22 protein-coding genes are annotated in these 26,331 nt (G+C 39.5%); 9 read left to right on the top strand and 13 right to left on the bottom strand.

Annotated features, from left to right (window positions below; translation table 11 throughout):
* Both SHI21_RS17880 and SHI21_RS17875 read left to right on the top strand, forming a co-directional pair.
* Positions 1 to 1,002, top strand: coding sequence for an ABC transporter ATP-binding protein (locus tag SHI21_RS17880; protein ID WP_323578376.1), 1,002 nt, complete (start codon positions 1 to 3; stop codon positions 1,000 to 1,002).
* A complete protein-coding gene (locus SHI21_RS17875) occupies positions 999 to 1,955 on the top strand; it encodes an ABC transporter ATP-binding protein (RefSeq protein WP_323578374.1) in 957 nt (318 codons plus the stop codon). The genes SHI21_RS17880 and SHI21_RS17875 overlap by 4 nt, the downstream gene beginning before the upstream one ends.
* On the opposite strand, the gene SHI21_RS17870 is transcribed toward SHI21_RS17875, so the two are convergent.
* Complete coding sequence (locus SHI21_RS17870; RefSeq protein WP_323578373.1) at positions 1,942 to 2,784, bottom strand: phosphatase domain-containing protein; 843 nt, start codon at positions 2,782 to 2,784, stop codon at positions 1,942 to 1,944. The two genes, SHI21_RS17875 and SHI21_RS17870, sit on opposite strands and share 14 nt — an antisense overlap.
* 98 nt (positions 2,785 to 2,882) lie before the next feature.
* On the opposite strand from SHI21_RS17870, the gene SHI21_RS17865 reads away from it, so the two are divergent.
* On the top strand, positions 2,883 to 3,470 hold the full coding sequence (locus SHI21_RS17865) for a hypothetical protein (protein WP_323578372.1): 588 nt from the start codon (positions 2,883 to 2,885) through the stop codon (positions 3,468 to 3,470).
* 3 nt (positions 3,471 to 3,473) lie between these two features.
* Here SHI21_RS17865 and SHI21_RS17860 read toward each other — a convergent pair whose 3' ends face one another.
* From SHI21_RS17860 to SHI21_RS17825, 8 genes are all read right to left on the bottom strand, one after another.
* A complete protein-coding gene (locus tag SHI21_RS17860) occupies positions 3,474 to 4,481 on the bottom strand; it encodes an alpha/beta fold hydrolase (protein ID WP_323578371.1) in 1,008 nt (335 codons plus the stop codon).
* A 33-nt stretch (positions 4,482 to 4,514) separates the two neighbouring features.
* Positions 4,515 to 5,255, bottom strand: coding sequence for a 2Fe-2S iron-sulfur cluster-binding protein (locus SHI21_RS17855; protein WP_323578370.1), 741 nt, complete (start codon positions 5,253 to 5,255; stop codon positions 4,515 to 4,517).
* Between the two features lie 7 nt (positions 5,256 to 5,262).
* On the bottom strand, positions 5,263 to 5,547 hold the full coding sequence (locus SHI21_RS17850; RefSeq protein ID WP_323578368.1) for a polyhydroxyalkanoic acid system family protein: 285 nt from the start codon (positions 5,545 to 5,547) through the stop codon (positions 5,263 to 5,265).
* Positions 5,548 to 5,569: 22 nt separating this feature from the next.
* Complete coding sequence (gene dut / locus SHI21_RS17845) at positions 5,570 to 6,037, bottom strand: dUTP diphosphatase (protein WP_323578367.1); 468 nt, start codon at positions 6,035 to 6,037, stop codon at positions 5,570 to 5,572.
* A 3-nt stretch (positions 6,038 to 6,040) separates the two neighbouring features.
* On the bottom strand, positions 6,041 to 8,170 hold the full coding sequence (pnp, locus tag SHI21_RS17840) for a polyribonucleotide nucleotidyltransferase (protein ID WP_323578365.1): 2,130 nt from the start codon (positions 8,168 to 8,170) through the stop codon (positions 6,041 to 6,043).
* Between the two features lie 229 nt (positions 8,171 to 8,399).
* Positions 8,400 to 8,678 (bottom strand): 30S ribosomal protein S15, encoded by a 279-nt coding sequence (gene rpsO / locus SHI21_RS17835; protein ID WP_323578364.1) that lies wholly within the window; start codon positions 8,676 to 8,678, stop codon positions 8,400 to 8,402.
* Positions 8,679 to 8,758: 80 nt separating this feature from the next.
* The gene (locus SHI21_RS17830; RefSeq protein ID WP_323578363.1) at positions 8,759 to 9,724 is read right to left on the bottom strand and encodes an RNA polymerase factor sigma-32; all 966 of its coding nucleotides are present in this window, start codon (positions 9,722 to 9,724) and stop codon (positions 8,759 to 8,761) included.
* A 52-nt stretch (positions 9,725 to 9,776) separates the two neighbouring features.
* Positions 9,777 to 11,453, bottom strand: a complete 1,677-nt coding sequence (locus tag SHI21_RS17825; protein ID WP_323578362.1) for a hypothetical protein — start codon at positions 11,451 to 11,453, stop codon at positions 9,777 to 9,779.
* Positions 11,454 to 11,494: 41 nt separating this feature from the next.
* On the opposite strand from SHI21_RS17825, the gene SHI21_RS17820 reads away from it, so the two are divergent.
* Positions 11,495 to 12,907 carry a hypothetical protein gene (locus tag SHI21_RS17820; protein ID WP_323578361.1) on the top strand — a complete coding sequence of 471 codons (1,413 nt, stop codon included), beginning with the start codon at positions 11,495 to 11,497 and terminating at the stop codon, positions 12,905 to 12,907.
* Between the two features lie 9 nt (positions 12,908 to 12,916).
* Here SHI21_RS17820 and SHI21_RS17815 read toward each other — a convergent pair whose 3' ends face one another.
* Genes SHI21_RS17815 through SHI21_RS17805 form a run of 3 tightly spaced genes read right to left on the bottom strand, consistent with a single transcriptional unit; the run spans position 12,917 to position 17,612 of the window.
* Positions 12,917 to 14,410, bottom strand: coding sequence for a SpoVR family protein (locus SHI21_RS17815; RefSeq protein ID WP_323578360.1), 1,494 nt, complete (start codon positions 14,408 to 14,410; stop codon positions 12,917 to 12,919).
* Between the two features lie 3 nt (positions 14,411 to 14,413).
* Positions 14,414 to 15,529, bottom strand: coding sequence for a DUF444 family protein (locus SHI21_RS17810; protein ID WP_323578359.1), 1,116 nt, complete (start codon positions 15,527 to 15,529; stop codon positions 14,414 to 14,416).
* Between the two features lie 25 nt (positions 15,530 to 15,554).
* On the bottom strand, positions 15,555 to 17,612 hold the full coding sequence (locus SHI21_RS17805) for a PrkA family serine protein kinase (RefSeq protein ID WP_323578358.1): 2,058 nt from the start codon (positions 17,610 to 17,612) through the stop codon (positions 15,555 to 15,557).
* A 197-nt stretch (positions 17,613 to 17,809) separates the two neighbouring features.
* Here SHI21_RS17805 and SHI21_RS17800 point away from each other — a divergent pair, with 197 nt between their 5' ends.
* The 5 genes from SHI21_RS17800 (at position 17,810) to SHI21_RS17780 (ending at position 25,202) form a co-directional block, all read left to right on the top strand.
* The gene (locus tag SHI21_RS17800; protein WP_323578357.1) at positions 17,810 to 18,553 is read left to right on the top strand and encodes a Stp1/IreP family PP2C-type Ser/Thr phosphatase; all 744 of its coding nucleotides are present in this window, start codon (positions 17,810 to 17,812) and stop codon (positions 18,551 to 18,553) included.
* Positions 18,554 to 18,680: 127 nt separating this feature from the next.
* Entirely contained in the window at positions 18,681 to 19,796 is a 1,116-nt protein-coding gene (locus SHI21_RS17795) for a M23 family metallopeptidase (RefSeq protein WP_323578356.1), read from the top strand.
* Positions 19,797 to 19,841: 45 nt separating this feature from the next.
* Positions 19,842 to 22,400 carry a preprotein translocase subunit SecA gene (gene secA / locus SHI21_RS17790; protein WP_323578355.1) on the top strand — a complete coding sequence of 853 codons (2,559 nt, stop codon included), beginning with the start codon at positions 19,842 to 19,844 and terminating at the stop codon, positions 22,398 to 22,400.
* 16 nt (positions 22,401 to 22,416) lie between these two features.
* Positions 22,417 to 23,757, top strand: a complete 1,341-nt coding sequence (locus tag SHI21_RS17785; protein WP_323578354.1) for a hypothetical protein — start codon at positions 22,417 to 22,419, stop codon at positions 23,755 to 23,757.
* Positions 23,754 to 25,202 carry a glycerol-3-phosphate dehydrogenase/oxidase gene (locus SHI21_RS17780; protein ID WP_323578353.1) on the top strand — a complete coding sequence of 483 codons (1,449 nt, stop codon included), beginning with the start codon at positions 23,754 to 23,756 and terminating at the stop codon, positions 25,200 to 25,202. The genes SHI21_RS17785 and SHI21_RS17780 overlap by 4 nt, the downstream gene beginning before the upstream one ends.
* Here the strand turns inward: SHI21_RS17780 and SHI21_RS17775 are convergent.
* Complete coding sequence (locus tag SHI21_RS17775; RefSeq protein WP_323578351.1) at positions 25,195 to 26,151, bottom strand: hypothetical protein; 957 nt, start codon at positions 26,149 to 26,151, stop codon at positions 25,195 to 25,197. The two genes, SHI21_RS17780 and SHI21_RS17775, sit on opposite strands and share 8 nt — an antisense overlap.
* Positions 26,152 to 26,331 lie beyond the last annotated feature (180 nt).

The raw sequence follows: 26,331 nt of genomic DNA, 5'->3' as shown, positions 1-26,331 counted from the left end.
ATGTTACTAGAAGTTAAAAATTTAAATATTCATTTTAAATCTGATAGATCAGATACACCGATTCACGCCGTTCGCGATCTTTCGTTCTCCCTTAAACAAGGTGAAATGTTAGGTGTCGTTGGTGAGTCTGGTTCGGGAAAAAGTATTACCAATCTTGCACTAATGGGATTACTTCCAGACAGTGCCATCGTTACAGCTGAAACTGCAAAATTTAACGGTGTTGATTTATTAAATCTCAAAGAGCGTCAGTGGCTAAATATTCGCGGACGTGAAGTCGCGATGATTTTCCAGGATCCAATGACAGCACTTAATCCTTTTTTATCAATTCAATATCAATTGATGGAAACGATTCAGACCCATTTAAAATTATCTAAAAAAGACGCTCTTGATAGATGTATTGAACTTTTAAGTTTGGTAGGAATTCCTTCACCAAAAGATCGTTTAAAATCTTATCCGTTCGAACTCTCAGGTGGGATGGCCCAAAGAGTGATGATCGCCATGGCGATTTCAACAAATCCTAAATTACTCATTGCCGATGAACCTACAACGGCCCTTGATGTAACAATTCAAAAACAAATTCTCGACCTGATCAAAATGCTTCAGGAAAAAAATAATATGTCGGTGATCCTGGTCACTCACGACCTTGGTGTCGTCAGTCAGTACAGTGAAAACCTGCAGGTTATGTATGCTGGTGAAGTGGTGGAATCAGGAACAACTTATGACCTGATCACTCACCCACGCCATCCTTACACGCACGCCCTGCTGGGAAGTCGCCCGGGTGCCCTTGTCGATAATATTAGACGAGCTCCTAAAACAGCTCTGCCTTCGATCTCAGGAATTGTCCCGGCCTTTCATCAAAGACCCATTGGCTGCCAGTTTAATCCTCGTTGTGAATTCGTCACACCTGAATGTAAACAAGCTCCGATTCCTTTGACGTTAGTTGAGCCAAGACATCGCGAGTATCGTTGTATTCACCCTATTGCAGTGGAGGCCATAAAATGAGTGCTCCCATTTTAGAAGTCAAAAAATTAGATAAGACCTTTGATATCAAAAAGATGTTTAAGAAGCCTCTGCACTTAAAAGCACTTTCCGATATCAATTTCGAACTAGGCCCTGAAGAGACATTAGGAATCGTTGGAGAATCTGGTTGTGGAAAAAGTACGCTTGCAAAAGTGTTAACCAAACTTGAAGCTCCTACCAACGGAAGTATCGAACTCTTAAATAAGAATTATAATGATTACGATTCAAAAGAGTTTCACTCTCTGATTCAAATGGTTTTCCAGGATCCATACCAATCATTGAATCCAAGAAAAAAAGCTTTCGATATTATCGCTGATCCACTTCGCATCAACACCAATAAGACTGAAGCTGAAATTAAAGAACTCGTTTATGCCATGATGAAAAAAGTTGGTTTACGAGAAGAGTTCGGCAGCCGCTACCCTCACCATTTCAGTGGAGGTCAGCGCCAGAGACTTGGGATCGCGCGCGCTTTAATGTTGCGTCCACGCGTTTTAATTTTAGATGAGCCTGTGTCGGCCCTTGATGTTTCTATTCAAGCTCAGGTTTTAAATTTATTACTGGAGCTACAAAAAGAATTTTCACTTTCGTATTTATTTATTTCTCACGACCTTTCTGTTATTCAACATATCTCAGACCGCATTTTAGTTATGTACCTGGGAAGAATCGTTGAATACGGAAGCCGCGATGAAATTTTCAATAACCCCAAACACCCGTACACAAAAATACTTCTAGAGAGTGCTCCTAAGATTGTGGTACCGGAAACTCACCCCACAAGAGTGGAAACAGAATTAAGTGAGGCCCCTTCAGCACTATACCTGCCAAAAGGATGTGCTTTTGCTCCACGCTGTCCCGACCGTACAGACATTTGTCTCCAGTCGGTTCCACCGCTGGAAAGTAAATCAAAAAGAATGGTTGCTTGTTTTAACGCTCGCTAGTCTTGAAGCGATCGTAATACTCGCGCCAGTATTTATTGGCATCAAGTTGTCCTTCCACTGTACAAGCGGCCACGATCAAATTCGTCACGACGATATGCTTGTCTACGCAAATTTTCTTCAAGCGAACTGCCAAAGTATCAAGCGTGTAGAGTGGAATGAGATTCTTTAATTCATACTCTTTCGTAATTCCATCAATTAATTTATTGCTGATAAAAAGAAGATGGGGATTTCCAACTAACTCCATTTCAGAAAAGAAATAATACACACCCGGAAGTTTCACTAGCGGAATGTCACGATCAAAAACAGTGGCCTCTGTACTCACGTCGCGGATAAAAATTTCTGAATTTGATAATTTCATCTCTAATTTAAGATCGTAATAAACTTTCCCATCGAATTGAGAATTGTCTCCGAAGAAGAGGATTTTCAAGTCAGGATCCAGGGCCAGTTCTTTTTCGAGAATCGCTTTAATCGTGCGGTATTTATAAGCGTACGTCTCTCCACCATTTTCTGCCGTTTTTAAATAGGTCGGCCCTTCTGGAAAATTGTTTAATTTAATCCATGCCGGTGCATCGAAAGTAAAAGCGGGTGCAGCTGAAACATAATAGAAAGTTGTCTCTTCACCTTGAATTTGCTCATAAGCGTTTATTTCATTAAATAAATCGCGAGTGTACTCGTAAGGCTTCTTCTTTAAAAAGTGGTACAGACCGCCTACACCGCCCATAGAGTTGGCCTTTTTTATCGTATCATCGATATCAGTCACAATAATTGTCTTAGCAAGACCCGCAATCGAATATGAGAATAAGCTAAGCAGTAGAATGATTTTTTTCATTGCGATGGAACCCCTGAATGTTTACACCTTTACCCAAAATATACTAAAGTCTGAACACACGATAAAGCAAACTTAACGCAAGGTATACAATGGGCCTGATGTACATATTTCCTGTCTCTGATGATTCTAGCGAAGGCGACCGCGCTGTTGTCCGCGATTCAAAACTGATTTTAAAAACTTACGGTCTTCCCATGATCTTTTGGGGATACCTGGCAGCGGCATTCGCAGTGCTTCTTATTATGTGGCTTGCCAGTCACGCGGTTATTTTAAAACTTTTAAGTTATAAAGAAGACCCTACTCTTTTATTTTTAGGCCACTTGGTTCAATGGACACTGATACTTACACCGATTGTTTTATTGGGATTTTTTTTCTACGAGAAAGTTTTAGAAAAAAAAGGACAAGAGCTGACTCTGACTTACAAAGTTTTCTTCATTCCTTTCTGGAGAAAAAGTTTTCACTTAACAGCGAAAGACTCTTTTATCGTGAATCACTTTTTAGATTCGCCTAATATGGCCAAACTTCGCGCGAGACAAGGAATTGAGAGTGCAGAAGCAATGAAGCACTTTGAGAACAAAGGTTATTTCGAGCTTTGTATCAAGACTGATAAAAAAGCATCAATCGCGATTGACCGTCACTCGAGAAAAGCTGACCTGGTTAAGATGAAAGATTTATTGTCGAAGTACTAAAAATTATTTCAGAAACTTCTCAAGCTCACTGATCACAATATCGCGATTCACATCTCGATCCATCATGACTTCGTGTTTTGATGTTTCGAGATAAGTGCGTGTGCAGTGAGGGGCCTGATCACATAAACGAATCATTTCATTTTTATCTGAATAAGATTCAATCCCCGCGTGAAAAACTTTTAGTGGAATTTTAATATCGTTGTAATGAGCACGGATCGCTGCCGTTGCGTACATCACTTCATTCAACCACTGATTCGTCACTCCCCCTAACTTGGTCGCTGGGAAGAGATCAAAGATATCCATCGCCATGTCATAACGAACTGGTGACGTCGTAAAAGTATTGGCCTCAAAGTTTCTTGTTGGATCAAAAGGCTTTTGTCCTGGCCCGTAATTTTTCCCCTGTCCTGCGATCATCGCTGCCACAACAAGAGCGCGCGCAACTTCATAACGATAAGGGGCCGTTTGAATTTTTAGCATGGGAGAAGATAAGGCCGCACGGTCAAAATACTCTGGGTATTTTTGTAAAAACTTTGCACTGATCCCTGCTCCTAGCGAGTGAGCAAGCAATAACGTTTCACTACAATTGCGATCTTTCACAACCGTATCCATAAACTTTTTTAAATCCAGTACGTAGTAGTTAAAAGCATCGACGTGACCTTTTTCTTTATCTTCCAACATTCTTCCAGAAGAGCCTTGCCCTCTGTGATCCATGAGAAAATACTGAAACTCTCCGGCCAGAGCGCCGTTATCCAGGTCGTAGACAACTTCAGCATACTTCTCTAGCGCTTCACTTCTCCCTGGTAAAATAACCAGACAGCGAGTCGCACTGGGATTCGTTGTGTAAGTTGCATAATGAATAGGAATATTCTTTTGGCCTGCAAAAGTGTTGGTCTGAAAGGCCAAAATCGTGGGAATAATTTTTTCTTGATACTCTGATTTGTAATTAGTCTCACTAATTGCGAAAGCATTAAAAGAAACACAAGCTAGAGCAAACAACATTATCTTGATCACAACAACGTTCCTGTCGAGTAGATCTGAATAAGGCTATTTTCTAAACTTAGTAAATTCCTTATCAGAAGCTGGAATCTCTTTGCTCTTTTGAGCAAATTCTTTATCCGCTCTCTTATCTTTCTTTTCTTGAGCTTCTTTGGCAAGACGCTCATCTCTCATTTTTTGTTTATCTGCAGACAATGGACGCGTATAAGTGTCGTTTTCGTAGTCTACCTTATCAGTGTTGAAGTACTTTGGACGCTTCCCACCACCAAGTCTCTTTGGCATTGCACTTGGGTCAACATCACCTTTTTCTTTCGTCCAGTGACCTTTCCACTCATCGTTCTTTTGCTTTTGTTCAGCTTCGAACTTTTCGTGTTCAGCGACTCTTTCTTCTCTGATTTTTACAATATCAGATTCTTTTCTTACCGAAGTTTTGACCTTTTTTTTTGAAAAGTTAGACGTTTTATTCTTTAACTTCTCTTCATCAGTCGCTTTATCGTGTTTTGCAATATCAATTGTCACAGGTCCTGTTACACAAGTCTGGCAAGCAAGACGCTCTTTCGTAATGTGAAACACGTTTCCAAGAAGTTTTAATTCTTCAAATGGCGGTGGAGTGACATTGTCTTCACCTGAAACGATTTTAATAATGCAATCAGTACACGTCGCGTGTCCACCACAGCTTGATTTAATGTATGTATCAGTCGCACGAAGTGCTTCAAGAAGGTTTTTTCCTTCTTCTACTTCAACAACACGGCCTTCTGGTTTTAACGTAACTTTGTGAGTGATTGACATATATCCCTTATAAATTCTTTTTAATCTGACCTTCGATCTTTTCTAAAATTTTCCCTTTAAGAGGCTTTAGTAGAAAAGATAGATCTAAGTCAACTTCACAGTGTTTTTCTAAAAAACACAGGTCCAACTTAAACCCACTGCCTTTTGCAGTGACTTGTTTTTTAACATCATCGTAGTTGATGTCTGCTTTAACCTGAAACTTTGCAATGTATTCTGGTGTGATCAATTCTTTTACTTTCGCATAAGCTTGATCGGCATCAGTGATTTGCTTGTAATCAATTTTTAAACTCATCCTTGAATCCTTTTGTTAAATACTATTGTTTTCCAGTTGAACCAAAGCCGCCCGCTCCGCGTGCTGTCTCTGTCAGTTCATCCGTGCTCACCTCGTAGTGAGCTTGAGTCACAGGTGCCAAAACTAATTGAGCGATCCTGTCACCGTGATTAATCACTTCATCAACTTTTCCTAGATTCCCAAGAATAACTTTAACTTCTCCACGGTAATCTGAATCGATTGTACCGGGTGAGTTTAAAACCATCAGACCTGTCTTGTAAGACAGTCCTGAGCGTGGACGAACCTGCACTTCATACCCCATAGGAATTTCCATAGATAGACCTGTGGTAACTAATACACGCTCTCCCGGCTTAATCAGGAGCTTTTCACCAGCTCCAAGGCTCGCGCGAACATCAGCTCCCGCGGCCCCGGTAGTTTCATAACTTGGAAGTGGAAAGCTCTCATCATAATGAGAGAGCTTTTTAACTTTTACTGTAACTGGTTTAAACACGATCTATTTTCCTTCTTTTTTCTTTAGTGATTCAACAGCTTTTGCCGACAATTTGATTCTTCCCATTTTGTCGATTTCCATAACTTTTACTTTAATCATGTCGCCTTCGCTAATGAAGTCAGCTGGGTTTTGAACGCGCTCATCAGACATTTCTGATACGTGAACAAGACCTGAAACACCGTTACCAATTTCAACGAATGCTCCGTATTCTTTAATCGAGTCAACACGTGCTTCGTAAACAGATCCAATTTCTGGTCCATTGATTTGCATGTTGATTGTAGCGATTGCAGTCTTAAGAACTTCCGTATCAGATCCAAGAACTTTAACCATCCCTTCTTCAGTAATTTCGATTGTAACAGCGAAACCTTCTTGAAGTTTTTTGATGTTCTTTCCACCAGGTCCGATTAGTGCCCCGATTTTATCTGTAGGAATCATCACAGTCATAATTGTTGGAACACCTGGCTTGAATCCTTCTCTAGAAGAACCAATAGTTTTTGCCATTTCAGCAAGGATAGTCATTCTACCTTTGTAAGCTTGTCCAATAGCATCTTCGATAATTTGTGGAGTAAGACCTGTAATCTTGATGTCCATTTGAATAGCTGTTACACCATCTTTTGTACCAGCAACTTTAAAGTCTAAATCCCCTAGATGATCTTCATCACCTAAAATATCTGTAAGAATTTTGTATCTCTTTCCATCAGTGATTAATCCCATTGCGATACCCGCAACTGGGTTAACGATAGGAATACCAGCGTCCATCATTGCCATTGATCCTGAACAAACAGAACCCATTGAAGATGATCCGTTTGATTCTAAAACTTCACACACAATACGAGTTGTGTAAGCGAAATCTTCTTGAGATGGCATAACAGCTTTAAGAGCGCGTTCTGCTAAGTTACCGTGACCTAATTCACGTCTACCAGCTCCACGAGATCCTTTAGCTTCACCAACAGAGAATCCTGGGAAGTTATAATGTAAGTAGAATTTAGAGTATGAAAGACCAGTGATACGGTCTTGCATTTGATCCCCAAGAGATCCACCAACTGTTACTGTTGCCATTACTTGTGTTTCACCACGAGTAAATAATGAAGATCCGTGTGGGTGGTTAAGAATGCTAACTTCAGTTTCGATTTTACGAACTTCGTCTAACTTTCTTCCAGCAATACGTTTTCCTTCATCAAGAATGTCTGCTCTCATCATGTCGTATAGAAGACCATCTACTGCTTTGTAAGCTTCTTTAGATGCGCCTTTATCGTCTTTTAATCCGAATGCAGCTGGGTCTAATTTAATTTGATCAGCTACGGCTTTGTTAAGAGCTCTAACAGCTGCTTGACGTTCCATTTTATCGTTGATTCCAAGAGCTGCTCTCGCAGTCGTTGTGAAATCAGCTTTAACTTTTGCAGATAACGTAACGTTTGCTTCAGCAGAAGTGTACGTACGTTTTTTCTTTCCAACTTCTTTTTGCATTTGATCTACAACAGCACAGAAAGTTCTGATTTGCTCGTGACCAAAGTTGATTGCTTCAAGAACTTCTTTTTCCGGAACGATCTTAGCTTCACCTTCAACCATTAGGATTGCATCTTTCGAAGCAGTGATAGCGATTTCGATATCTGATTTTTCCCATTCAGAGAAAGCTGGGTTGATCACAAGTTTACCGTCAATACGGCCAACTTTTAATGTTCCTAGAGAAGCTGAGAATGGAATGTCTGAAATAGCGATAGCAGCAGAAGCTCCTAATCCAGCTAGAACTTCAGGGTCACCGTTTTCGTTGTATGAAAGAACTGAACATGTCACTACAGTGTCGAACATGTAGTCACTTGGGAACATCGGGCGAAGACCGCGGTCGATAATTCTACAAGTTAAAATTTCTGCAGTCGATGGGCGGTTTTCACGTTTAATGAATCCACCTAAGAATTTACCTGCTCCGTAAAATTTTTCTTGGTATTCAACTAAAAGAGGAAAGAAATCTTGTCCGTCTTTTAATTCTCTTGCCGAGCAAACAGCAACTAGAACTTGTGTTCCGTTACAGCTTACAAGAACTGAACCGTCAGCTTGTTTTGCAAGTCTTCCAGTCTCGATTGTGACTTCTTTGCCACCGTAAGTGAGTTTGTACTCTTTTTTGTTTTCGTTCATTCGAATCTCCATTTTTGGACACCATCATTGGTGCCGTTTATATGGAAAAGAACATTTGATTTTTATGGACAGGTTTTAAAAGATATTTCAAGACAGTGGTGTGGTGGACACTAACTTCAAATATCCTTCAAATTCCTACACCCACAAAATTCGAAGTCTTTTCACTAGTAACAGTTTAGCGCTTTAAAACAAAAAGGGAACCTCTGAGGTTCCCTTTTTGGTAAGTTTTTTACTTTCTTAGACCTAATTTTTTGATTAGAGCTTGGTACTTTGGAGCATCTGTTCTAGCGATGTAAGCTAGAAGTTTTTTTCTTTGACCAATCATCTTTAAAAGACCACGGTTTCCAGAGTAGTCGTGCTTGTTAGCAGCGAAGTGAGGAGCAAGGTTAGAAATTCTAGTTGTTAAAAGTGCAACTTGAACTGCTGTACATCCTGAATCGCGTTCAGACGATCCAAATTCCTTTCCAAATTCTGCTGTGATTTTTTTCGATTCTGCTACAGTAATCATAAATTCTCCTTGCCAAGACTCGAGTCTAAGGGACTTCCCTCAAACCAAAATAAAGGTGTTTTTTAAATAGTTCCCACGTTTTAGCGGATAAACTCCGACATGTAAACCTTTAAGTTACCAATGAGACGTTCTTCAATTTGACGGATTCTTTCACGCGACACGCCATACTGGTCGGCAATCGTTTGAAGTGAGGCAGGAACCTCCGAAAGAAGTCGCATTTCAAAAATCTCACGATCTCGGTCTTTTAGACCACCTAAAAAGTTCTGCAATTGCTCTTTTAAGATCTCGACGCCCTGAAGGTCGCCAAGTTTTTCATCCATAGACAATTCTTCTTTATCTGTCAGGATGTCGGCCAGGCTCGGCCCATTTTCATCCAGCTTTGCTTCAAGGGATAGTTCACCACCACCTTGAGAAAGTCTCTTATCCATCACGGCCACGGATTTTTCTGAAACCCCAAGACTCTCAGAAATCATTTTATTGTCGGGACTAAATCCCAGACCAATCAGGCGCTCTTTTTCTTTCATTAAATTGAAGAAGAGTTTTTTCTGTTCGTTGGTTGTTCCGATTTTTACCAGGCGGAAGTTATCTAAAATAAATTTTAAAATGTATGAACGAATCCACCAGCTGGCGTAGTACGAAAGTTTTGCGCCTTTGGTTCCATCGTATTTTGAAACGGCCTTCATTAGACCAATGTTCCCTTCCTGAATCAGATCCATCACGTTTTGCCATGCTGATCTGTACTCAATCGCGATTTTTACAACCAGTCTTAGATTGGCAAGAACCAGTTTTTTTGCGACATCAATATCACCTGTCTCTTGTAATTCTTTTAAAAGAGTTTCTTCTTCTTCCAGAGTCAGGAGTTTATAGCGGCTGATCTCTCGCACGTATTGTGTAAGCGGATCTGTCGCCGACGGAAGTGTGTCGGATTGATTATGACTTAAAATATTCTGAACAATTTGCAGCTGATTACTCATAGGAGTACTGGCCGTCATAACGGCTAATGCGTCTTTTTGATTGTCAGTTGATTTAGGTGTTTTTTTGGCCATGAAGGATTTTAAACTAATACCGAGTTCTTGTCATTAACCATACTTTCCAAGGTTACTTTTTAGGTATTAATGCACTATTTGCCCGACCCTTTCTCACGTTTAACTGGTGATTAATATACTTCAGTGCGAAGAGTCCATAGTTGATTTCAACCTCAATTGGACGCATCCCTGGGCCACTAAAGTCTAAAAATTTTTCAGGGGTATCAATAATCTGAGAAGTGATTTCATTGGCAATCAGTTCTTCTAAGTCACCTCTCCATGGAGGAATAATGAATTTTTCGCGAGCAGCTGTGACGTCTTTTGTGAGCTGCATTTTTAAGCGTTTTTTCAAACGTACTTTTTCTTCTACGTCTTTAAATGTCAGGGCCTTCATCGAGTTTCTATAGAAATTTAAAAAGCTATTTTGAACTTGAATATTAAAATTAACTTTTACTTTTCCTGCGCGTTGGTTGATGCGGTCAAACTCTCCAAGATTTACATCGAAAGCAATTTTTAACTTCCCGGATCTGAAATCGTAGTACTGATTTGTATCCACTTGCTCAAGAGTTAAAGGCTCTTCAAAAAATAAATCGCGAGTGAAATTTTCACTCATATTCTTGGCCCATTTATTCCATGTGTAGTCGATACTCGATCTGAAAATATCGGCGCCTTGATTAAAAGTTTCAGCGCGGATAAAAAAATCAGGAACTCCGGTAATCAGAGCGATGAATTGAGAATTGATAAAGTTTTCTTCATCAAAAGACATGCTGTTCATCATCTTTGCTAAGCGTGGGTCACTCTCTTTAGGTTTAAAATCGCTGTTTCTGAAATCTTCACAGTACAGGCGTTTAATATCATCGTTAACGTTAGTTCCGCCGACTGAAAAGAAAAATTTATTCATAAAAGTCTCACTCGAAACTTTCCTACAAATTAAATTATCACACCAGACCTGTGCGGTTTGTTTGTCTTCTTTTAGAAATAAAGAATTGTCGATTTCTTTCCATCCAATACTTTTATTGCTCATTTGACGGGCGAAAAAAGACATCAGTGCACTATTTTTTAAGATCGGAACCATGAGTCCTGGATTGGTCGGACTTCCACTCCACGAGCATAGTGATTGAAAAAGTTTTACTGTGTAGAGCATTTCATGCTCCAGGCCTTTTCTTGCTGGAAGATAACTTTCTAAATTGTCCGGGAAATAAGGATTGCCTTCAACGCTTGGAAGTTTGAAACTATTTTCTTTATCGAACTTGATATAAAAATTATTCAGAAGCTCACGCTTACTGATCACCGATAAATTCGTTGAGCAGTAATTCCCTACTAACCCATCAACCATGTTGACGTATTCTTCGCGAGTGTACTCCAGGGCCTTAGCATATTGAGGAAGTGCTCTCGAGATAAGATCGAGACCGATGTATTGAATCAGGCCCATGGTCGAGCGCTTGACCTGAACTTTTTCCCATTCTGTTGCGTATTGAAGAGGATGATTTTCTCGGCAGTAGTTGGCCGTATTTTTCCCTTCTTCATAGAAGCCACGATAGATCGCCAGCTCTTTTTTGAACTCACTCGTGCTACTTTTAATGCTTTTGTCGCGAGAGTAAACATAGTTGAGCGGATCAGTTTTGTTTTCAGAATACTCGTCGCTAAAATTACCTAAAACCAGACTTTCCACTGGGGCAAGCGCATACGCTCTCTGCAAAACTGCAGGCAACATAAGTGCGGTTAAAACGATAATTTTTAGAGCTTTCATATTTGTTTAAGTTATCGGGACAAAGACCCGAAATATTAAGCATGAAAGTTATATGTGTTCTTTTATTCCTGAGTGTTTTCGTTGGAAGTGCGTTTGCTCAATCCAATGAAGATGAACTTAAAGAGATTATTCTCGAGAGTGAAGACACGTCTATTGAGGCCGCTTATGCGTCTTCTATTACCAAAGACCATAACCAACGTCAGGTGGATCTCTTTAACCTGCAGAAGGCGAAATTTAAGCTTATCAGTGGAGATTTAAAGCTCGCTGAGTTCTTTTTAAATCGCATCAGTGAAAGAGAAAGTGTCGTGACCGGGATTAAAAAAAGATACCTGGCCATTATTTATTTCATCAATGGGCGCTTTGATAAATCCCTTGCTGAACTTAACGACAAAAGAATTAACAACAATAACTACTACACTCAAAACTGTCTTTTAAGACTGATTAACTTCATGGCCGTCAACGACGTTGCTTCGATGATGCGTGAAAAAGGTGCCTGTCAGTTTTATACTTCTAAGTTCTCTCGCAACGATCAGGCCTGGCTGGACTCAATGATTATTTTGAAAACTGCCGACGCCAAGGCCTTGAAGAAAAATTTAATGACTGACGTTGAGGCCACACTTAGCGATGATGAGATGGCGCGCCTGTGGTTAAAAACCGGACTTTATTTCAACAAAGAAAAAGAGCTTTTAAATCTTCTGTCTATTTTACCTGAGTCTTCTTACCAGTCTAAAAAGCTACGTGAGATCGTGGCCTTCATGTACCTGCGCTCTGGTGAAAGTAAAAAAGCACTGGCCTTCATTGATGACGTCGATTCGGCGAACGCTGAGAACATTAAAGGAAATATCAATCTTGCCAATAAAGAATATGAACTGGCCTTTGGTCACTTTAGATTGGCACTACAAAAGAAGCAGGATTCAACTAACTCTCTTGAGCGCGCGATTCCACTTGCGTGGATGCTCAACCAGTGGAATGACGGTTTGATGATGCTGGCAAATATTTCTAATAAAAATCTTGATCCAAGAAACACACAGGCCATTAAGATCGCTTTTTTAATTCGTGAAAAAAGATTTATTGAAGCTCAAAGAGAATTAACTTTGCTTAAAATTTCCTTTCAGAACGAGCCACCTTTCGAAGTCAGTATCATGGACACTTATGTGAATTTAGTTCTGGGTGAAAACGATAAAGTCTACGATAAGAGACGTGTTGAAGAGTCTGCTGAAAAATCATGTAAGTCTTTTGATGGAATGAGCTGCTGGGTTTCTCTGCAGTATATTCAGTGGGAAAACTTAGGAAAAACCATCAAGCGTGATGAGCCCATTTATAGTGATAAATCAATGACGATTGAATCTTTAAAAGAGAGAAAAGTTGTTGAACCGTTGGTTGAAGCTAAGAGTATTGACCAGGCCGATATCGAAGAGCTTGATGGCGAGACCATTAAGGTCACGCCACAATAAGCTCACTTTTTATTTTACTTGTTTAAATTCTTTTCCATCAAAACTTAATGTGATGTTTTGATCTTCCTGACGGCTTGTGATGTTCACTGGTCTCTTCCATAATGCAAAAAGATTTCTCAGTGTATCTGAAGCGTACCCAAAATCAAGGTCAACTCCCTGGTGAACGTGGCGAAGAAGTAACTCTCCACGGTTCTGGAAGTTCCCGCTTTCAACTTCAATCACGGGAGATCCAAAGTTAGAAAGTTGAGTCAGAAGTTTATTTTTAATATCCATGAAGTCGCGAGTTTCAATTTCATTGCGACCCGTGCGTGGATTAAACTTGTACGTGAATAGCTGTTGGCGTTCACAGAATTCCGGTGTGAAGAATTCATCAATGAAGCTTACATCATTGTGAGTTTTTCTTACGTCGAAGATTTTTTGTCTTCCAAGACCTAAGTCTTTATTCCAGCTGTGTTTAACGGCCATGTCTTCACATTCGTTATATTCTTTTCCAAAACGACCTGTGTTCCAGCGGTATTCGATATCTCTGTAAAGCTCAATTCCGATTTTATACGGGTTGATGTTTTGTTTGCTCATCGCCATGACACCAGCGTGGTGATCGGCGTAATCGATGATCTCAGATGCTTTAAGCGCTCTGGTCGTCATGATGTGAGAGTGCCAGTAACTTGCCCAACCTTCGTTCATAATTTTTGTTAAACGCTGAGGCAGGAAGTAATAAGCTTCATCTCGAAGGATTCCAAGAATATCTGATTCCCATTCTTCAAGAGGAGCATTATCCAGGATGTAGTACATAACATCGCGAGGTGAAACCACTTTTTTATCGCGAAGATTTGGTGCTTCTTCAACCGGCGCTACTGGGCCTTGTTGATTTCTATCTTTAGCACGCATAAAAGACTTCAGCGCATTTGATCTGTCATCAGTTTGATTGGCAATTTCTTCACTTGCCACTTTCATACGCTCATCAGATTGTCTTCTTGATTCCGTTGTCTCAAAAAGAGTTCCAACATCAATTAAGTTTTCAATTGAGTTCACACGGTCGATGAATTCCTCGACTCTATTTTGTCCGTATTTTTCCATGTAACGACGGATTTTAGTTCCGTGGTTGGCCATAACGGCCATCATGTTTCTATCAGTGTTGGCAAACCATGCATTGTTTTTGAAGAAATCCGCGTGGCCATAAACGTGGGCCATAACGATTTTCTGGTCAACAAGGTGGTTGGCATTTAGAAGGTAGGCATAACAAGGATTCGTGTTAATAACCATCTCATAAATCTTTTGCAGACCATAAGCATAGCCTTTTGAAAGTTGATCGTAATCCATTCCGAAACGCCAGTGCGGGTAACGAGATGGGAATCCACCTTGAGCAGCAAGGATATTAATCGTGTCGTAGTCACATACCTCGAAGCGAACTTCGTGAAAATCAAGACCGAACTCCAAAGCGTAGCCGTGGATTTCATCTCTGATTCGTAGTAACTCTCCATCCAATGGTTTCGTTCTAGACATAACTTATTTTCCTTTCCCTAGAAAATCTTTAATCGAATCAAGAATTGCTTCTTTGTTTTTAATCTTCGATAAAATAACTTTTTCATCGTCCTCGCCATATCTTCCGGCAAGGTCTTTATAAAATTGTCCTGATCCATATCGACTTTCTACTTGTCCGTAACAAAATACGTTCGAAGCAGGAAGAAGATGAGTATCGAGAATTTCCAGACATAGTTTTGTATCGTCAGCTGACCAGTTATCCCCATCTGAAAAGTGGAACGGGTAGATGTTCCATTCACTCGGGTCGTAGTCGGCGTCGATGATTTCTTTGCACAGCTTAAGAGCACTTGAAATAAGTGTCCCACCGCTCTCGCGCGTCTTGAAAAAAGTTTCTTGATCCACTTCTTTTGCCGTCGCATCGTGAATGATGTATCTCACTTCAATGTCTTTATACTGGCTTTTTAACCACAGGTTGATCCAGAAAGATTCAGTACGAACGATTTCTTTTTGTTCGTCACCCATCGATCCAGAAACGTCCATCATGTAGATTACGACAGCTGAATTTTCAAATTCAACTTTCGCATCCGAAGCACGGTATCTAAAATCGCGCTTGATTGGAACAACCTTAGGGTCATTGAAGTCATAAGTTCCAGAAGACATCTGGCGCTTCATCGCTTCTCTGTATGTGCGTTTAAAATGTTTTAATGAGTTTGGACCTGTCATCCCAATCGACGTGTACTTATTCGTTACAGAAGGCATGGCCTTCTTCCCTTTCGGTTCAATCTTTGGAAGTGCCAGCTCTTCTCCGAGAATTGAAGCAAGTTCTTCTAGAGATAAATCGACTTCAAGCTCTTTATTACCAGCTTGATTCCCGACTTCTTTTCCATCTCCGGGCCCTTCACCTTCTTGTCCATCAACTGGATCTCCAGCTTCGCCGTTTCCTTGTCCCATTCCGCCTTGATTCTTATCACCGAATTTAAATCTCGGCGTATCGATTGAAGGCATCGGTATTTTAAAGGTACCGTCCCCTTTCGGGGCCGGCATTTCACCTTTTGAAACATATTTTCTTAAATTGTCGCGGATTCTTCCCTTAACAATTTTTCTAAATCTGGCATGGTCTCTTTTTATTGGATGATCCATCTATTATCCCTTAAAAAAATTAAACCTATGACTTAGCTGAGTCGCCTTTAGCAAAAATCGAAGCTACGAAATTCAATGCATCAGTTGCACAAATTTCACAGTATCCATGATTTTTGATCAGACGAGACTTAACAACATCGATCTTCTCTTGAGTTTCTTTATCGACAACTTTAGAGATGATTGTTGTTAACTTGATTGAGTCTTTTTGGTCTTCAAAAAGCTTCAGTTCAAGGGCCCTGTGTAGGCGTTCATTCATTTTGTAATCGAAAACTTTCCCTTCAATTGCAAGAGCTCCGATATAGTTCATGATTTCTCTTCTGAAATCATCTTTACGTGACTCAGGGATATCGATTTTTTCTTCGATTGATCTCATGAATCTCTCATCAGCGTCTTCTAACTTATTAGAGTACTTATTTCTGATTTTCTCTTTTTGTGTGTAAGCTTTAACGTTGTCGATATAGTTTGCACAAAGAGTTTGAATAGCTGACTCATCTACAGAGATCGCTTTTTGTACGTCATTTTTAACAGTATCTTCATACTCTTGACGTGCCATCGCTAGCATCTCTTTATAGTGATCTAATTGCTCAGAAGAGTTAATTAAACCGTGGTGCTTAAGTCCTGATTCAAGTTCATTGAAAACCATGAATGGGTTAAGACATCCAACATGTCCGTTTTTTACCAGAGCATTTGAAAGTTTATCCTGGATATAACGAGGAGAAATACCTTCTAAACCTTCTCTGATTGCTTCTTTTCTTAATTCTTTAACGTTGTCTTCATTGTAACCAGGAAGAGTTTTTCCGTTATAAAGTTTAAGTTTTTGAAGTTTTGTTAAGTCAGACTTCTTTGGTTCTTCAAGGCGTGTAAGGATCGACCACGTCGCTGCCATCTCAATTGTATGAGGAGCAATATGGATATGAGGGATCTTTTCAGCGTTGAAGTCTTTTTGATAGATTTTTACTTCCTGATCAAGTCTCGTGATGTACGGAACGTCGATCTTTACAGTTCTATCTCTTAGAGCTTCCATGAACTCATTCGATTGAAGTTTTCTAAATTCCGGCTCGTTTGTATGGCCTAAAATAACTTCATCAATATCAGTTTGAGAGAATTTCTTTGGCTTAATTGACTGCTCTTGAGATGCCCCTAAAAGGTCATATAAGAAGGCAACGTCAAGTTTTAACATCTCGATAAATTCAACGATACCGCGGTTAGCGATGTTAAACTCTCCGTCGAAGTTAAATGCACGTGGATCTGAATCCGATCCGTACTGAGCGATTTTTCTATAGTTGATATCCCCAGTTAATTCAGTTGAATCCTGGTTCTTCTCATCTTTTGGCTGGAACGTACCAATCCCTATTCTGTCTTTTTCCGACAGCAGAAGACGCTTAACACGTACGTGATTTAAAACTTTTTTCCAGTCACCATTATATTTCTTTAAATAAGCTCCAAGAATATAACGATCTGCCGGACAAACTTCAGCTTTAATATTTACTTTGTGTCCGTCTTTTCTACCTTTATTGATTTCATCTAAGAATTGCTTTCTTACTTCAACTGGAAGAAGTTTTAGCGGCTCTTCATGCATAGGTGATGGGAAGATTTTCGCTCCACCTAAGATTTCAGATTCTGTTTCATCAAACCATTCAAATGTATAAAGAGCTCCAGCATCAGTGCGTGAGTAGTGCTCAATACCTTTTTTAATCATTCGAGAAATTGAAGATTTCGCTGATCCTACTGGCCCGTGCAATAGTAGAACGCGTTTTTCTGTTCCGTATCCAGCTGCTGCTGACTTAAAGAAGTTAACAAGCTTCATTAAGTGAACATCAATACCAAAAACAGCGTCTTTTCCGTTTTGAATTGGATCATCAAAGAAGTGATATCTAAGAACATCTTTTTTGTATTCAGAGTAATTTGTAGAACCATATGACATGATCATATCGTGTACACGTTGGAATGCATTTCTAGTAATTTTTGGATTCGCAGTTACCAGATCCAAGTACTCTTGAAATGTACCTGTCCAATGTAAATGCGAGAAATCTGAAACTCTATAGTTATCATCCATGAACTTATTGATATCTAATTTCGACATTAGTCCCCCCATCAAAACTTTCTAATTTGGTCTTTTGTTAAGTCATTTTAATTATGACATAAGTTCAAAAAATTACCTAACCAATATAGACTGAGCAAAACACTCCGGTGTTTTAAAAATGAATTTGACAAAAATCGGGGCCACAATGACAATAGATTTAATCAATCAATGCGAACTTTAATGGAATAATTACACAGATGGGATTAATCGCCGCCGGCCACACCGATATCGGACGAAAAAGAAAGACTAATCAAGACTCGTACTTTTTGAGTCTTGAGAAAAAGCTATTTGTCGTTGCCGATGGAATGGGTGGACATAATGGTGGAGATATCGCTTCGCAGATGGCAGTTAAGGCCTACCCGGATTACCTTTCACAGAATCTGGAAATGGAACCTCAGATGTTAATCACCAGCTCCATTAAAGAGTCTAACCGCGCCATTAAAAATTTCGGAGAAACCCATCCAGAGCTTGTTGGAATGGGAACTACAATAGTCAGCTTTTACTTTCGTGGGCAAAATATTTACGTCGGAAATGTTGGTGACTCACGTGCCTATTTAATCAATAACAAAATGATTTATCAGCTCTCACGCGACCATTCCTTGGTGCAGGAAAAGCTTAATTACGGAATGTATACTAGAGAACAGGCCGCTATGGACCCGCAGAAAAACGTGCTGGTTCGTACTGTGGGATTTGAAGATGAAGTTGACGTGGATGTCTTCACGTATAAAGTGGTCAAAAATGATATTTTTCTCTGCTGCTCAGACGGGCTTCATGGGAAAGTTAGTGATGAAGATATCGTTTATATCATCAATAAATTTATTCCTGACCCAAGTGTTGCGACTCAAGAAGTCGCGGATAAAGTCGTTCATGCGCTCATTGATCAGGCCAACGAAAATGGTGGTCAAGATAACATCACGGCAATTCTTGTCATAGCTCAATAGAGCGAAAAAATGCGCAGCATTTTTATTGGTTAATATAAGAGTTCGCTCTATATTTCCATTGCTTTTACTCCCCTTCAAATTTACAATTTACTAGTGCAATTTTTGATGCTTTTACCAAAAAAGAAAAATGGAGTTTCCATTGGATCGCTATTATACACTGATGATTATTCCCGAGAAAAACAAAGACGTAAGATCGATTAAGATCCCTCGCCTTGTTTTTAAGAGTATCGTCTTTCTTTTTATTACGTTCTCAATCCTTTTAGGAATCCTAACGTACGACTACTGGAATGTTTTAAGTCAGGTTTATGAGAACAAACATCTTCTGGTAGAAAACCGTCAGCTTAAAGAACAAGTTCAACTTTTCCAGATGAAGCTCAACTCGATCACCGAAGATCTTGAACGCATCAACGTGTTTGAAAGAAAACTTCGTGCGATCACAGGCCTTGAAGCGATTCAGCCAACAACTGTTGATGCCGGATCTTTCAATAACCGTCCGAACACAAACAATGTTCTGGCAGAACCTGACCGCGACTACACTCCTGGATCAATGATCAGGATTTTCAAACAGACTCCAACAAAGACTGCTGAAAAATTAGAAAAGTTTGAAGACGATAAAAAGTTTGTTGAAACAAAAAAATCATACGAAGAAAAAATTGCGTCTGCATATGTAGACAATACTGATGTGACTTACTCAAAAGAATGGTCGTTCTTAACTCGTCAGAGTTTAAGTATGGCGCCCATGTATGCTGAGTTCGATTACAAGTACGACGTTGTCGTCAATTATTTAAAAGAAATAGAAGTGCGCGTTCATCAACTCGATCAGCACTTACTGGATAAAGAATCATTTCTACGTTCGACTCCGACAATTATGCCAACTGCAGGACATTTAACTTCAAGCTACGGGCCACGTATGTCTCCGTATGCTGGAAGAGTTAAAATGCATGAAGGGATAGATGTTGGTGCACCAAGTGGAACTTCTATCGTGGCACCTGCCGATGGAGTTATTACTTATGCCGGAGCGAAATCAGGATTTGGTAACTTCGTTCAGATCGACCACGGATACGGGGTCGAAACTATCTACGGTCATGCTTCTACTGTTACCGTTAAACGCGGGCAAAAAGTAGTGCGTGGCGATCGAATTGCAACCATCGGGAACACAGGGTACTCGACAGGGCCGCATGTCCACTACGAGGTTCGTGTCAACGGCACACCCGTTGACCCACTTTACTACACACTTAATTAACATTTTTAACGACAATTTTTATATCTGACTCAGGAGACTTTTTTTATGTTCAATCCACTGCAAATTATTTTCGGTACGAAATACGATCGTGACCTAAAGAAACTAAGACCAATCGTAGAAGTGATCAATGCACTTGAACCACAAATGCAAAAATTGACTGACGAAGAGCTAAAAGCTCAGACTCCGAAACTGCGCGCCAAGCTTGCTGCTGGAGCAACGGTAGAGTCCCTTCTTCCAGAAGCTTTCGCAACAATCAGAGAAGCTTCAACTCGCGTTCTAGGAATGAGACACTTCGACGTTCAGTTAATGGGTGGAGCTGCTTTATACAACGGTGGTATCGCCGAAATGAAAACCGGTGAAGGTAAGACTTTAACTGGTACGCTTCCTCTTTACCTTGTTGCTTTAGAAGGCAAAGGCGCTCACGTTGTTACGGTAAACGATTACCTGGCAAAACGTGATGCTGATGAAATGGGAGTTTTATACAACTGGCTTGGACTTTCTGTTGGGGTTATCCTTTCACAAATGTCTGATGAAGACCGCCAAGTTGCTTACAAATGCGACATTACTTACGGAACAAACAACGAATTCGCGTTCGACTACCTTCGTGACAACATGAAGTTTTCTCTTGAAGAATATGTTCAAAGAGACCACCACTTTTGTATCGTCGATGAGGTTGACTCGATTCTAATCGATGAAGCGAGAACTCCATTATTAATTTCTGGGCCGTCTGAAGGGGATCCTTCTCTTTATTACGTTGCTAACGATATTATCCCACAACTAAAAAAAGATGTTCACTTCACAGTAGATGAAAAAGCACGTTCTGCTATGTTCACTGAAGAAGGGGTTGTTAAAGTTCAGGAACTTCTAAAATTAGACAACCTTTACAATGTTGAGCACTCTAACCTGCTTCACCATTTAAACCAGGCATTGAAAGCTCACAGCCTTTTCAAACTTGACGTTGACTATGTTAACCGCGACGGACAAATCATCATCGTTGATGAGTTCACAGGACGTTTAAAAGAAGGTTCACGTTGGTCTGATGGTCTTCACCAATCGGTTGAAGCTAAAGAAGGCGTAAAAATTAAATCTGAAAACCAGACTCTTGCTTCAATCACTTTCCAGAACTACTTCAAACTTTATAAAAAGCTTTCAGGTATGACGGGTACAGCAGATACAGAAGCAGAAGAATTCATGACGATCTACAAACTAGACGTTGTGGTAATCCCTACTAACCTTCCAATGGCACGTGTTGATGAAGCAGATATCATCTACAAAAACCGTTCAGCTAAGTACAAAGCAGTGGCTGAGTTAATTAAAACTCTTCACGCTAAAGGACAGCCGGTTCTTGTTGGTACAATCGCTATTGAGACTTCAGAACTTCTTTCAAATGAATTAAGAGCTGCAGGAATTCCACATGAAGTATTGAACGCTAAACAACATGAGCGTGAAGCTGAGATCATTAAAAACGCTGGTCAACCAGGTGCTGTAACAATCGCAACAAACATGGCCGGTCGTGGTACCGATATTAAGTTAACTCCAGAAACTAAAAAAGCTGGTGGTCTTTATATTCTTGGTACTGAACGCCATGAATCTCGCCGTATCGATAACCAGCTTCGTGGTCGTTCTGGTCGTCAGGGAGATCCAGGGAACTCGAAATTCTTCTTATCACTTGAAGATGATTTAATGAGAATTTTCGGATCTGATAAAATCGCAGGTCTTATGAATACTCTTGGTATGAAAGAAGACGAGCCTATTGAACACAAAATGATTTCAAACGCGATTGCTAAAGCTCAAAAGAAAGTTGAAGCACATAACTTTGATATTCGTAAGCATTTACTTGAGTACGATAACGTTATGAACGAGCAACGTCGTATCATTTACAAAATCCGTCGCGACATCTTAAACGATGCTGACAACCACGGTTTCGTTCAAGAGATGACGGAAGACGTAGCAATGGAATGGTTAGAAAACTACCGTCCAGAAAATAAAAAAGCTTCTCCGGATACTTGGAACTGGGAAGAAATGAAACCTGGATTCAAAACAACATTCAATACTGACTATGAAATTTCATACAATGATTGTGTGGCGTCTGCTGGTGGAGAAATTGAGCGTTATATCGCTAACACTGCTAACGGAATCCTTGAGAAAAAATTCTCTTCTTACGAGCCAGAACAAGTTACATACGCTCTAAGAGAGATTCTTCTTTCAGCTTTCGATCAGCATTGGAAGGATCACTTACTTAATATGGACCATGCGAAAGAAGGGATTAACCTGCGCGCTTACGCTCAAAAAGACCCTTTAACTGAATACAAAAAAGAATCTTTCATCCTATTCGACGCTATGAAAGGCCAAGTAAAGAATTCGATTGTTAGTAACTTATTTACTGTTAGACTTTATACTAAGGCCGAGATCGAAGAGCTTCAAAGAAGACACCAGGAAGAACTTGATGCTCAACTTGAAGCACACAGAAGATCTCTAGAAGCTGAAACGGTAAAAGAAGAAGCTAAGGCCATCAAGAGATCAAATCCAAAAGTTGGAAGAAATGATCCTTGCCCTTGTGGATCTGGAAAGAAATACAAGCAGTGCCATGGAGTAGACGCTTAATTAATTGGTAAAAAAAATGGCTAAGAAGAAAAAAGGTGCCGACAATAACGATATGACAAGAATTGAGGATCTTTCTGAGTTTTTACATCAGGAAGATTCCGATCTTGACTCGAGATTCGACACCTTTTCTTCTCCGCCTAAAGACCTCACTTCAACTGGCGTCGATGTCAACGCACTAGACGAATCGAGTGAAGCACTTCCCGACCTTCCATCAGAAGATACATTTCAAAATACAGACGAAGAAGAAATTAGCTTTGAGCCTAGTTCACTTGATGAAGTGACTTTTGAATCATCTGATTCAGAAGAAGTCTCTTACGATAAAACATCTTTTGGTGAGAATCCTTTTGGATCAACAGATGAGTCTGAACCTCTTGAAGAGTTAGCAGAAGTTTCTTTCGGTGAAGTCACTGAAGAAAGCATGCTGGAAGACTCATTAGACGATCACCAAGATCATTCAAATGATGTTTTAGACGATGACATGGACGTTGGATATGACAACCGTGCATCAACGGCCAGCGAGCCAATTTACACGAATACATCTGAAAAATTTGAAGACGTAAAATCCTTTGCTCAAAATTTCTCATACGGAAAAGTTAGTTTAGGTGGAGGAAATCCTCCCTACACGATTATCGCCCGTAACATAAAATACCAAGACGATGCTGAAAACATTTTAGATATCCTAAGAGAGTTCGGAATCATCAACGACCAAAATGAAAAAGATACTCAAAAGGCCATGGAATTTGGCGCTCTGATCATTCCTCAGATCAGCGAATACACGGCCATCATTATCGCGCACAAACTGCGCCGTTTTGATCTAGATCTTCAAGTCGGTTTATCTGACGAAGTTCATCCTTCAAAATCAGGCGAAGGAAATCCTAGGGGATTACTAAAAAAAGACAGCCTAAAACAAAACCGTTCAGAGAGTTTAAAACTTACTGACTTAAATACATCAATTAAAGATATTATCATTTCAACAACAGCGGCCATTCCTGGTTACTTCGTTGAAAGCTATATTGGCGTTCAGACAACTTTTGCAGTTGTCGAAGAAGCTGAATTAGAAAAACTTCAGTACGTTGAAAAATCACAGCGTGAACATTCTGAATTATTTGATTTCAACAACAATTCAGAAATTTCAACTGAAAAAGTTTTTCAGGATTATCACAATTCATTTGCCCTATTATACGAAGACCTGACTGCCCAATTAAAGCAGAAAGCTTTCGCTCAACACGCGAACGCCCTTCTTGGTCTAACATTCCAACTCTCACCTCTGCAATTTGAACGCTCTCACGCCCGCGTGAACGCTTACCAAATCACATGCAGCGCTACACTTGCCATTGTCGGCAGGGAGAACTCTTGAGCTCAGATACACACCTAAAAACGAATTATAAAACTGTCATCGTCGGTGGCGGAATTGTCGGGGCCGGAATTTTCCGCGACCTGGTCATGAATGGCGTTGAAACTCTTTTAGTTGAGGCCGGAGATTTTTCCTCTCAGACAAGTGAAAGAAGTTCAAAGATGCTTCATGGTGGAATTCGTTATTTAGAAAACTTTGACTTCCCATTGGTATTTGAAGCACTTCACGAGAAAAATCTTTGGTTGAAGCTGACTCCTCACCTAGCAAAAGAAGTTCCTTTTTATCTTCCCGTTTATAAAGATGCGAAACGTCCGCTTTGGATGATTCGAGTTGGTTTATATTTATATGACCTGCTTTCGAGTTTTAAAAACTCTCCGTACACGACAAAAAATAAGAATGAAACGCTTCATGATATCCCTGGCCTGAATCCTAATGGATTGACTGGTGCTGGTGTTTATTATGATGGGATCATGGACGATGCTAAAATTACTCTAGAAGTGATTTATGATGCTCTTATCGAGCCGCATGCGTATGCCATTAACCATACGAAAGTCGTCAACGTAAGAAAAATTAATAACAAAAACACGCTAACGCTAAAAGATGAATTTACAGGCGTTGAAACAAATATTGTTGCTGATCAAGTGGTGTATGCGCTTGGGCCTTTTACAGACCAGTTTTTAAAGCAATACAGCTTTTATAATTGGCAAGACGTGCTTCTTCCTTCAAAAGGATCGCACATCTGGATTAGCGCTAAGGATCTTCCCTTAACTCATCCGATTGTTATGACTCCTCAGGATGAATTCGGTGATCGAGTTATTTTTGTTATTCCTCATGGTGAGAAAGTTTTAGTTGGGACGACTGAAGTTCCGAATAAAGATGATCTGTTTCATGTGAAGCCGACTGAAGAAGAGATTCAGTACTTGCTTAAAAACTTAAATGTCTACTTTCCAAATCTTAATTTGAATAAAGAAAATATCATTGGGTCGTTTGCTGGGATTAGACCGTTAGTTCGCGATGCGAATTCTGGGGCCGATCGTGGGAAGACGTCGCGTGAGCATAGAGTGTTTCAACCGAGCTCTGATACTTATGTTATTGCTGGTGGGAAATATACGACGTTTCGTGTGATGGGGCGTGAGATTACGCAGAAGATTTGTCATAGATTTGGGTTGAGTTTTAATCGTGATAAGACTGAGACGCCACTTCGTAGACCTTCTGTGGTTGCGCCGTTTGAGTGGAAGCTTCCGACTGAAGAGGATTTGATTCAGATTTGTAAGACTGAGATGCCGAAGACGTTTGAGGATTTGGTTGTCAGAAGGTTGTCAGTGCCGACGAGAAGGATTTGGGCGGAAAAAACTTCGAAAAGTTTTGATGAGTATTTTGAACTGCACTTACATTCTTTAATCAAGTATATCAAAATTACAAATCAAGACATTAGAAATTTTAAATAGTATCTCTTGAGTAAGTTTTAACAAATGTAATTTTCCACTCTTTAGTATTGTTTCCATTTTCCATTTTTGTAATTTCCATCGTCAAATTAGTTGTATTCTCACAAGCTAGCTTACTGTCTATATTGCTACTTAAATCTATCATCTCGGCACTTTTAAATTTTTCAGTTCTTAACACAATTGATATTTTATTCTTATCGAATGCTAATAAATCATCTAATAAATTCCAGACGATTGGAGAATCTTTAATTTTATATTTCTTGGTCATTTCTTCCATGTCTTCCCATGAATTCAGTCCATCATATGCTAAAAATTCTTTGCATAGTTTAGGGTCCTCAGCAATCTCACGATACTTAAACATTTGCTGAATATTTTTTTCTAATTTAGTATATTTAATAAGACAAGGAATACTTTTCTCCTTTACACATTTTTTAATTCCTGCAAAAAAATCTCTTAAACTTTGATCTTTTTCCATAATTTTACTAAATTCAGTAAATGCCTCTGTTTTTGAAAAGACCTTCCAAGAACTACCATCCGGCCACTGAGAAAACTTAAAATCCTTTTCCGACATTTTCAAATAATAATTTTTATCATTCTCAACTACTTTCAAAATATTATTATCATTACCTTCAACAGCTAGAGATACAACGTGATAATGTGCTTTTACAAAATCTGGAATTTTTTCATCAGAACATTTATTTAAATTATTACTTAACTCACATTTTAAAATTTGATCGTATAGAATTATCTTTCTATTTATTATCAACCCACTTTCATTAATAATATATTTAGGTGCTCCAATAGTATCAGGATTATCAAAAACACTAATCTCTTTCTCTAAGGTGGCCTTGCCAGATGCAAACAACTTTATTGAATCTTTTGAACCAAATGAATCTAAAGCGAATACTTTTAAAGAAAAAAGCAGAGTACAAATTATCATAAGTGTTTTCATCATAACCTCTTAATCATTATTCCAATCGAAAGTATCCCACATACGGAGCACAGTACCTTGTAGTGTTCACAAAAAAACTTCCTCTTCATCTACCGTATTCCAATCCGCATCTTTTTCTTTTTATCATCTCATGCTTTTCGAGTAAGCACATAACTATTTCTCGTTCTTTCATTCTTTTTT

This window comes from Bacteriovorax sp. PP10 (assembly GCF_035013165.1).
GTDB lineage: Bacteria > Bdellovibrionota > Bacteriovoracia > Bacteriovoracales > Bacteriovoracaceae > Bacteriovorax > Bacteriovorax antarcticus.
Note: the sequence above shows the minus strand (reverse complement) of the source record. Positions and strands in the feature narration are given on the sequence as shown.

Excerpts from the sequence above, each read along its gene's own strand:
- SHI21_RS17880 (WP_323578376.1), top strand. The coding sequence starts at position 1 with ATGTTACTAGAAGTTAAAAATTTAAATATTCATTTTAAATCTGATAGA.
- SHI21_RS17875 (WP_323578374.1), top strand. The coding sequence starts at position 999 with ATGAGTGCTCCCATTTTAGAAGTCAAAAAATTAGATAAGACCTTTGAT.
- SHI21_RS17870 (WP_323578373.1), bottom strand. The coding sequence starts at position 2,784 with ATGAAAAAAATCATTCTACTGCTTAGCTTATTCTCATATTCGATTGCG.
- SHI21_RS17865 (WP_323578372.1), top strand. The coding sequence starts at position 2,883 with ATGTACATATTTCCTGTCTCTGATGATTCTAGCGAAGGCGACCGCGCT.
- SHI21_RS17855 (WP_323578370.1), bottom strand. The coding sequence starts at position 5,255 with ATGTCAATCACTCACAAAGTTACGTTAAAACCAGAAGGCCGTGTTGTT.
- SHI21_RS17850 (WP_323578368.1), bottom strand. The coding sequence starts at position 5,547 with ATGAGTTTAAAAATTGATTACAAGCAAATCACTGATGCCGATCAAGCT.
- pnp (WP_323578365.1), bottom strand. The coding sequence starts at position 8,170 with ATGAACGAAAACAAAAAAGAGTACAAACTCACTTACGGTGGCAAAGAA.
- rpsO (WP_323578364.1), bottom strand. The coding sequence starts at position 8,678 with ATGATTACTGTAGCAGAATCGAAAAAAATCACAGCAGAATTTGGAAAG.
- SHI21_RS17830 (WP_323578363.1), bottom strand. The coding sequence starts at position 9,724 with ATGGCCAAAAAAACACCTAAATCAACTGACAATCAAAAAGACGCATTA.
- SHI21_RS17825 (WP_323578362.1), bottom strand. The coding sequence starts at position 11,453 with ATGAAAGCTCTAAAAATTATCGTTTTAACCGCACTTATGTTGCCTGCA.
- SHI21_RS17820 (WP_323578361.1), top strand. The coding sequence starts at position 11,495 with ATGAAAGTTATATGTGTTCTTTTATTCCTGAGTGTTTTCGTTGGAAGT.
- SHI21_RS17815 (WP_323578360.1), bottom strand. The coding sequence starts at position 14,410 with ATGTCTAGAACGAAACCATTGGATGGAGAGTTACTACGAATCAGAGAT.
- SHI21_RS17810 (WP_323578359.1), bottom strand. The coding sequence starts at position 15,529 with ATGGATCATCCAATAAAAAGAGACCATGCCAGATTTAGAAAAATTGTT.
- SHI21_RS17805 (WP_323578358.1), bottom strand. The coding sequence starts at position 17,612 with ATGTCGAAATTAGATATCAATAAGTTCATGGATGATAACTATAGAGTT.
- SHI21_RS17800 (WP_323578357.1), top strand. The coding sequence starts at position 17,810 with ATGGGATTAATCGCCGCCGGCCACACCGATATCGGACGAAAAAGAAAG.
- SHI21_RS17795 (WP_323578356.1), top strand. The coding sequence starts at position 18,681 with ATGGAGTTTCCATTGGATCGCTATTATACACTGATGATTATTCCCGAG.
- secA (WP_323578355.1), top strand. The coding sequence starts at position 19,842 with ATGTTCAATCCACTGCAAATTATTTTCGGTACGAAATACGATCGTGAC.
- SHI21_RS17785 (WP_323578354.1), top strand. The coding sequence starts at position 22,417 with ATGGCTAAGAAGAAAAAAGGTGCCGACAATAACGATATGACAAGAATT.
- SHI21_RS17775 (WP_323578351.1), bottom strand. The coding sequence starts at position 26,151 with ATGAAAACACTTATGATAATTTGTACTCTGCTTTTTTCTTTAAAAGTA.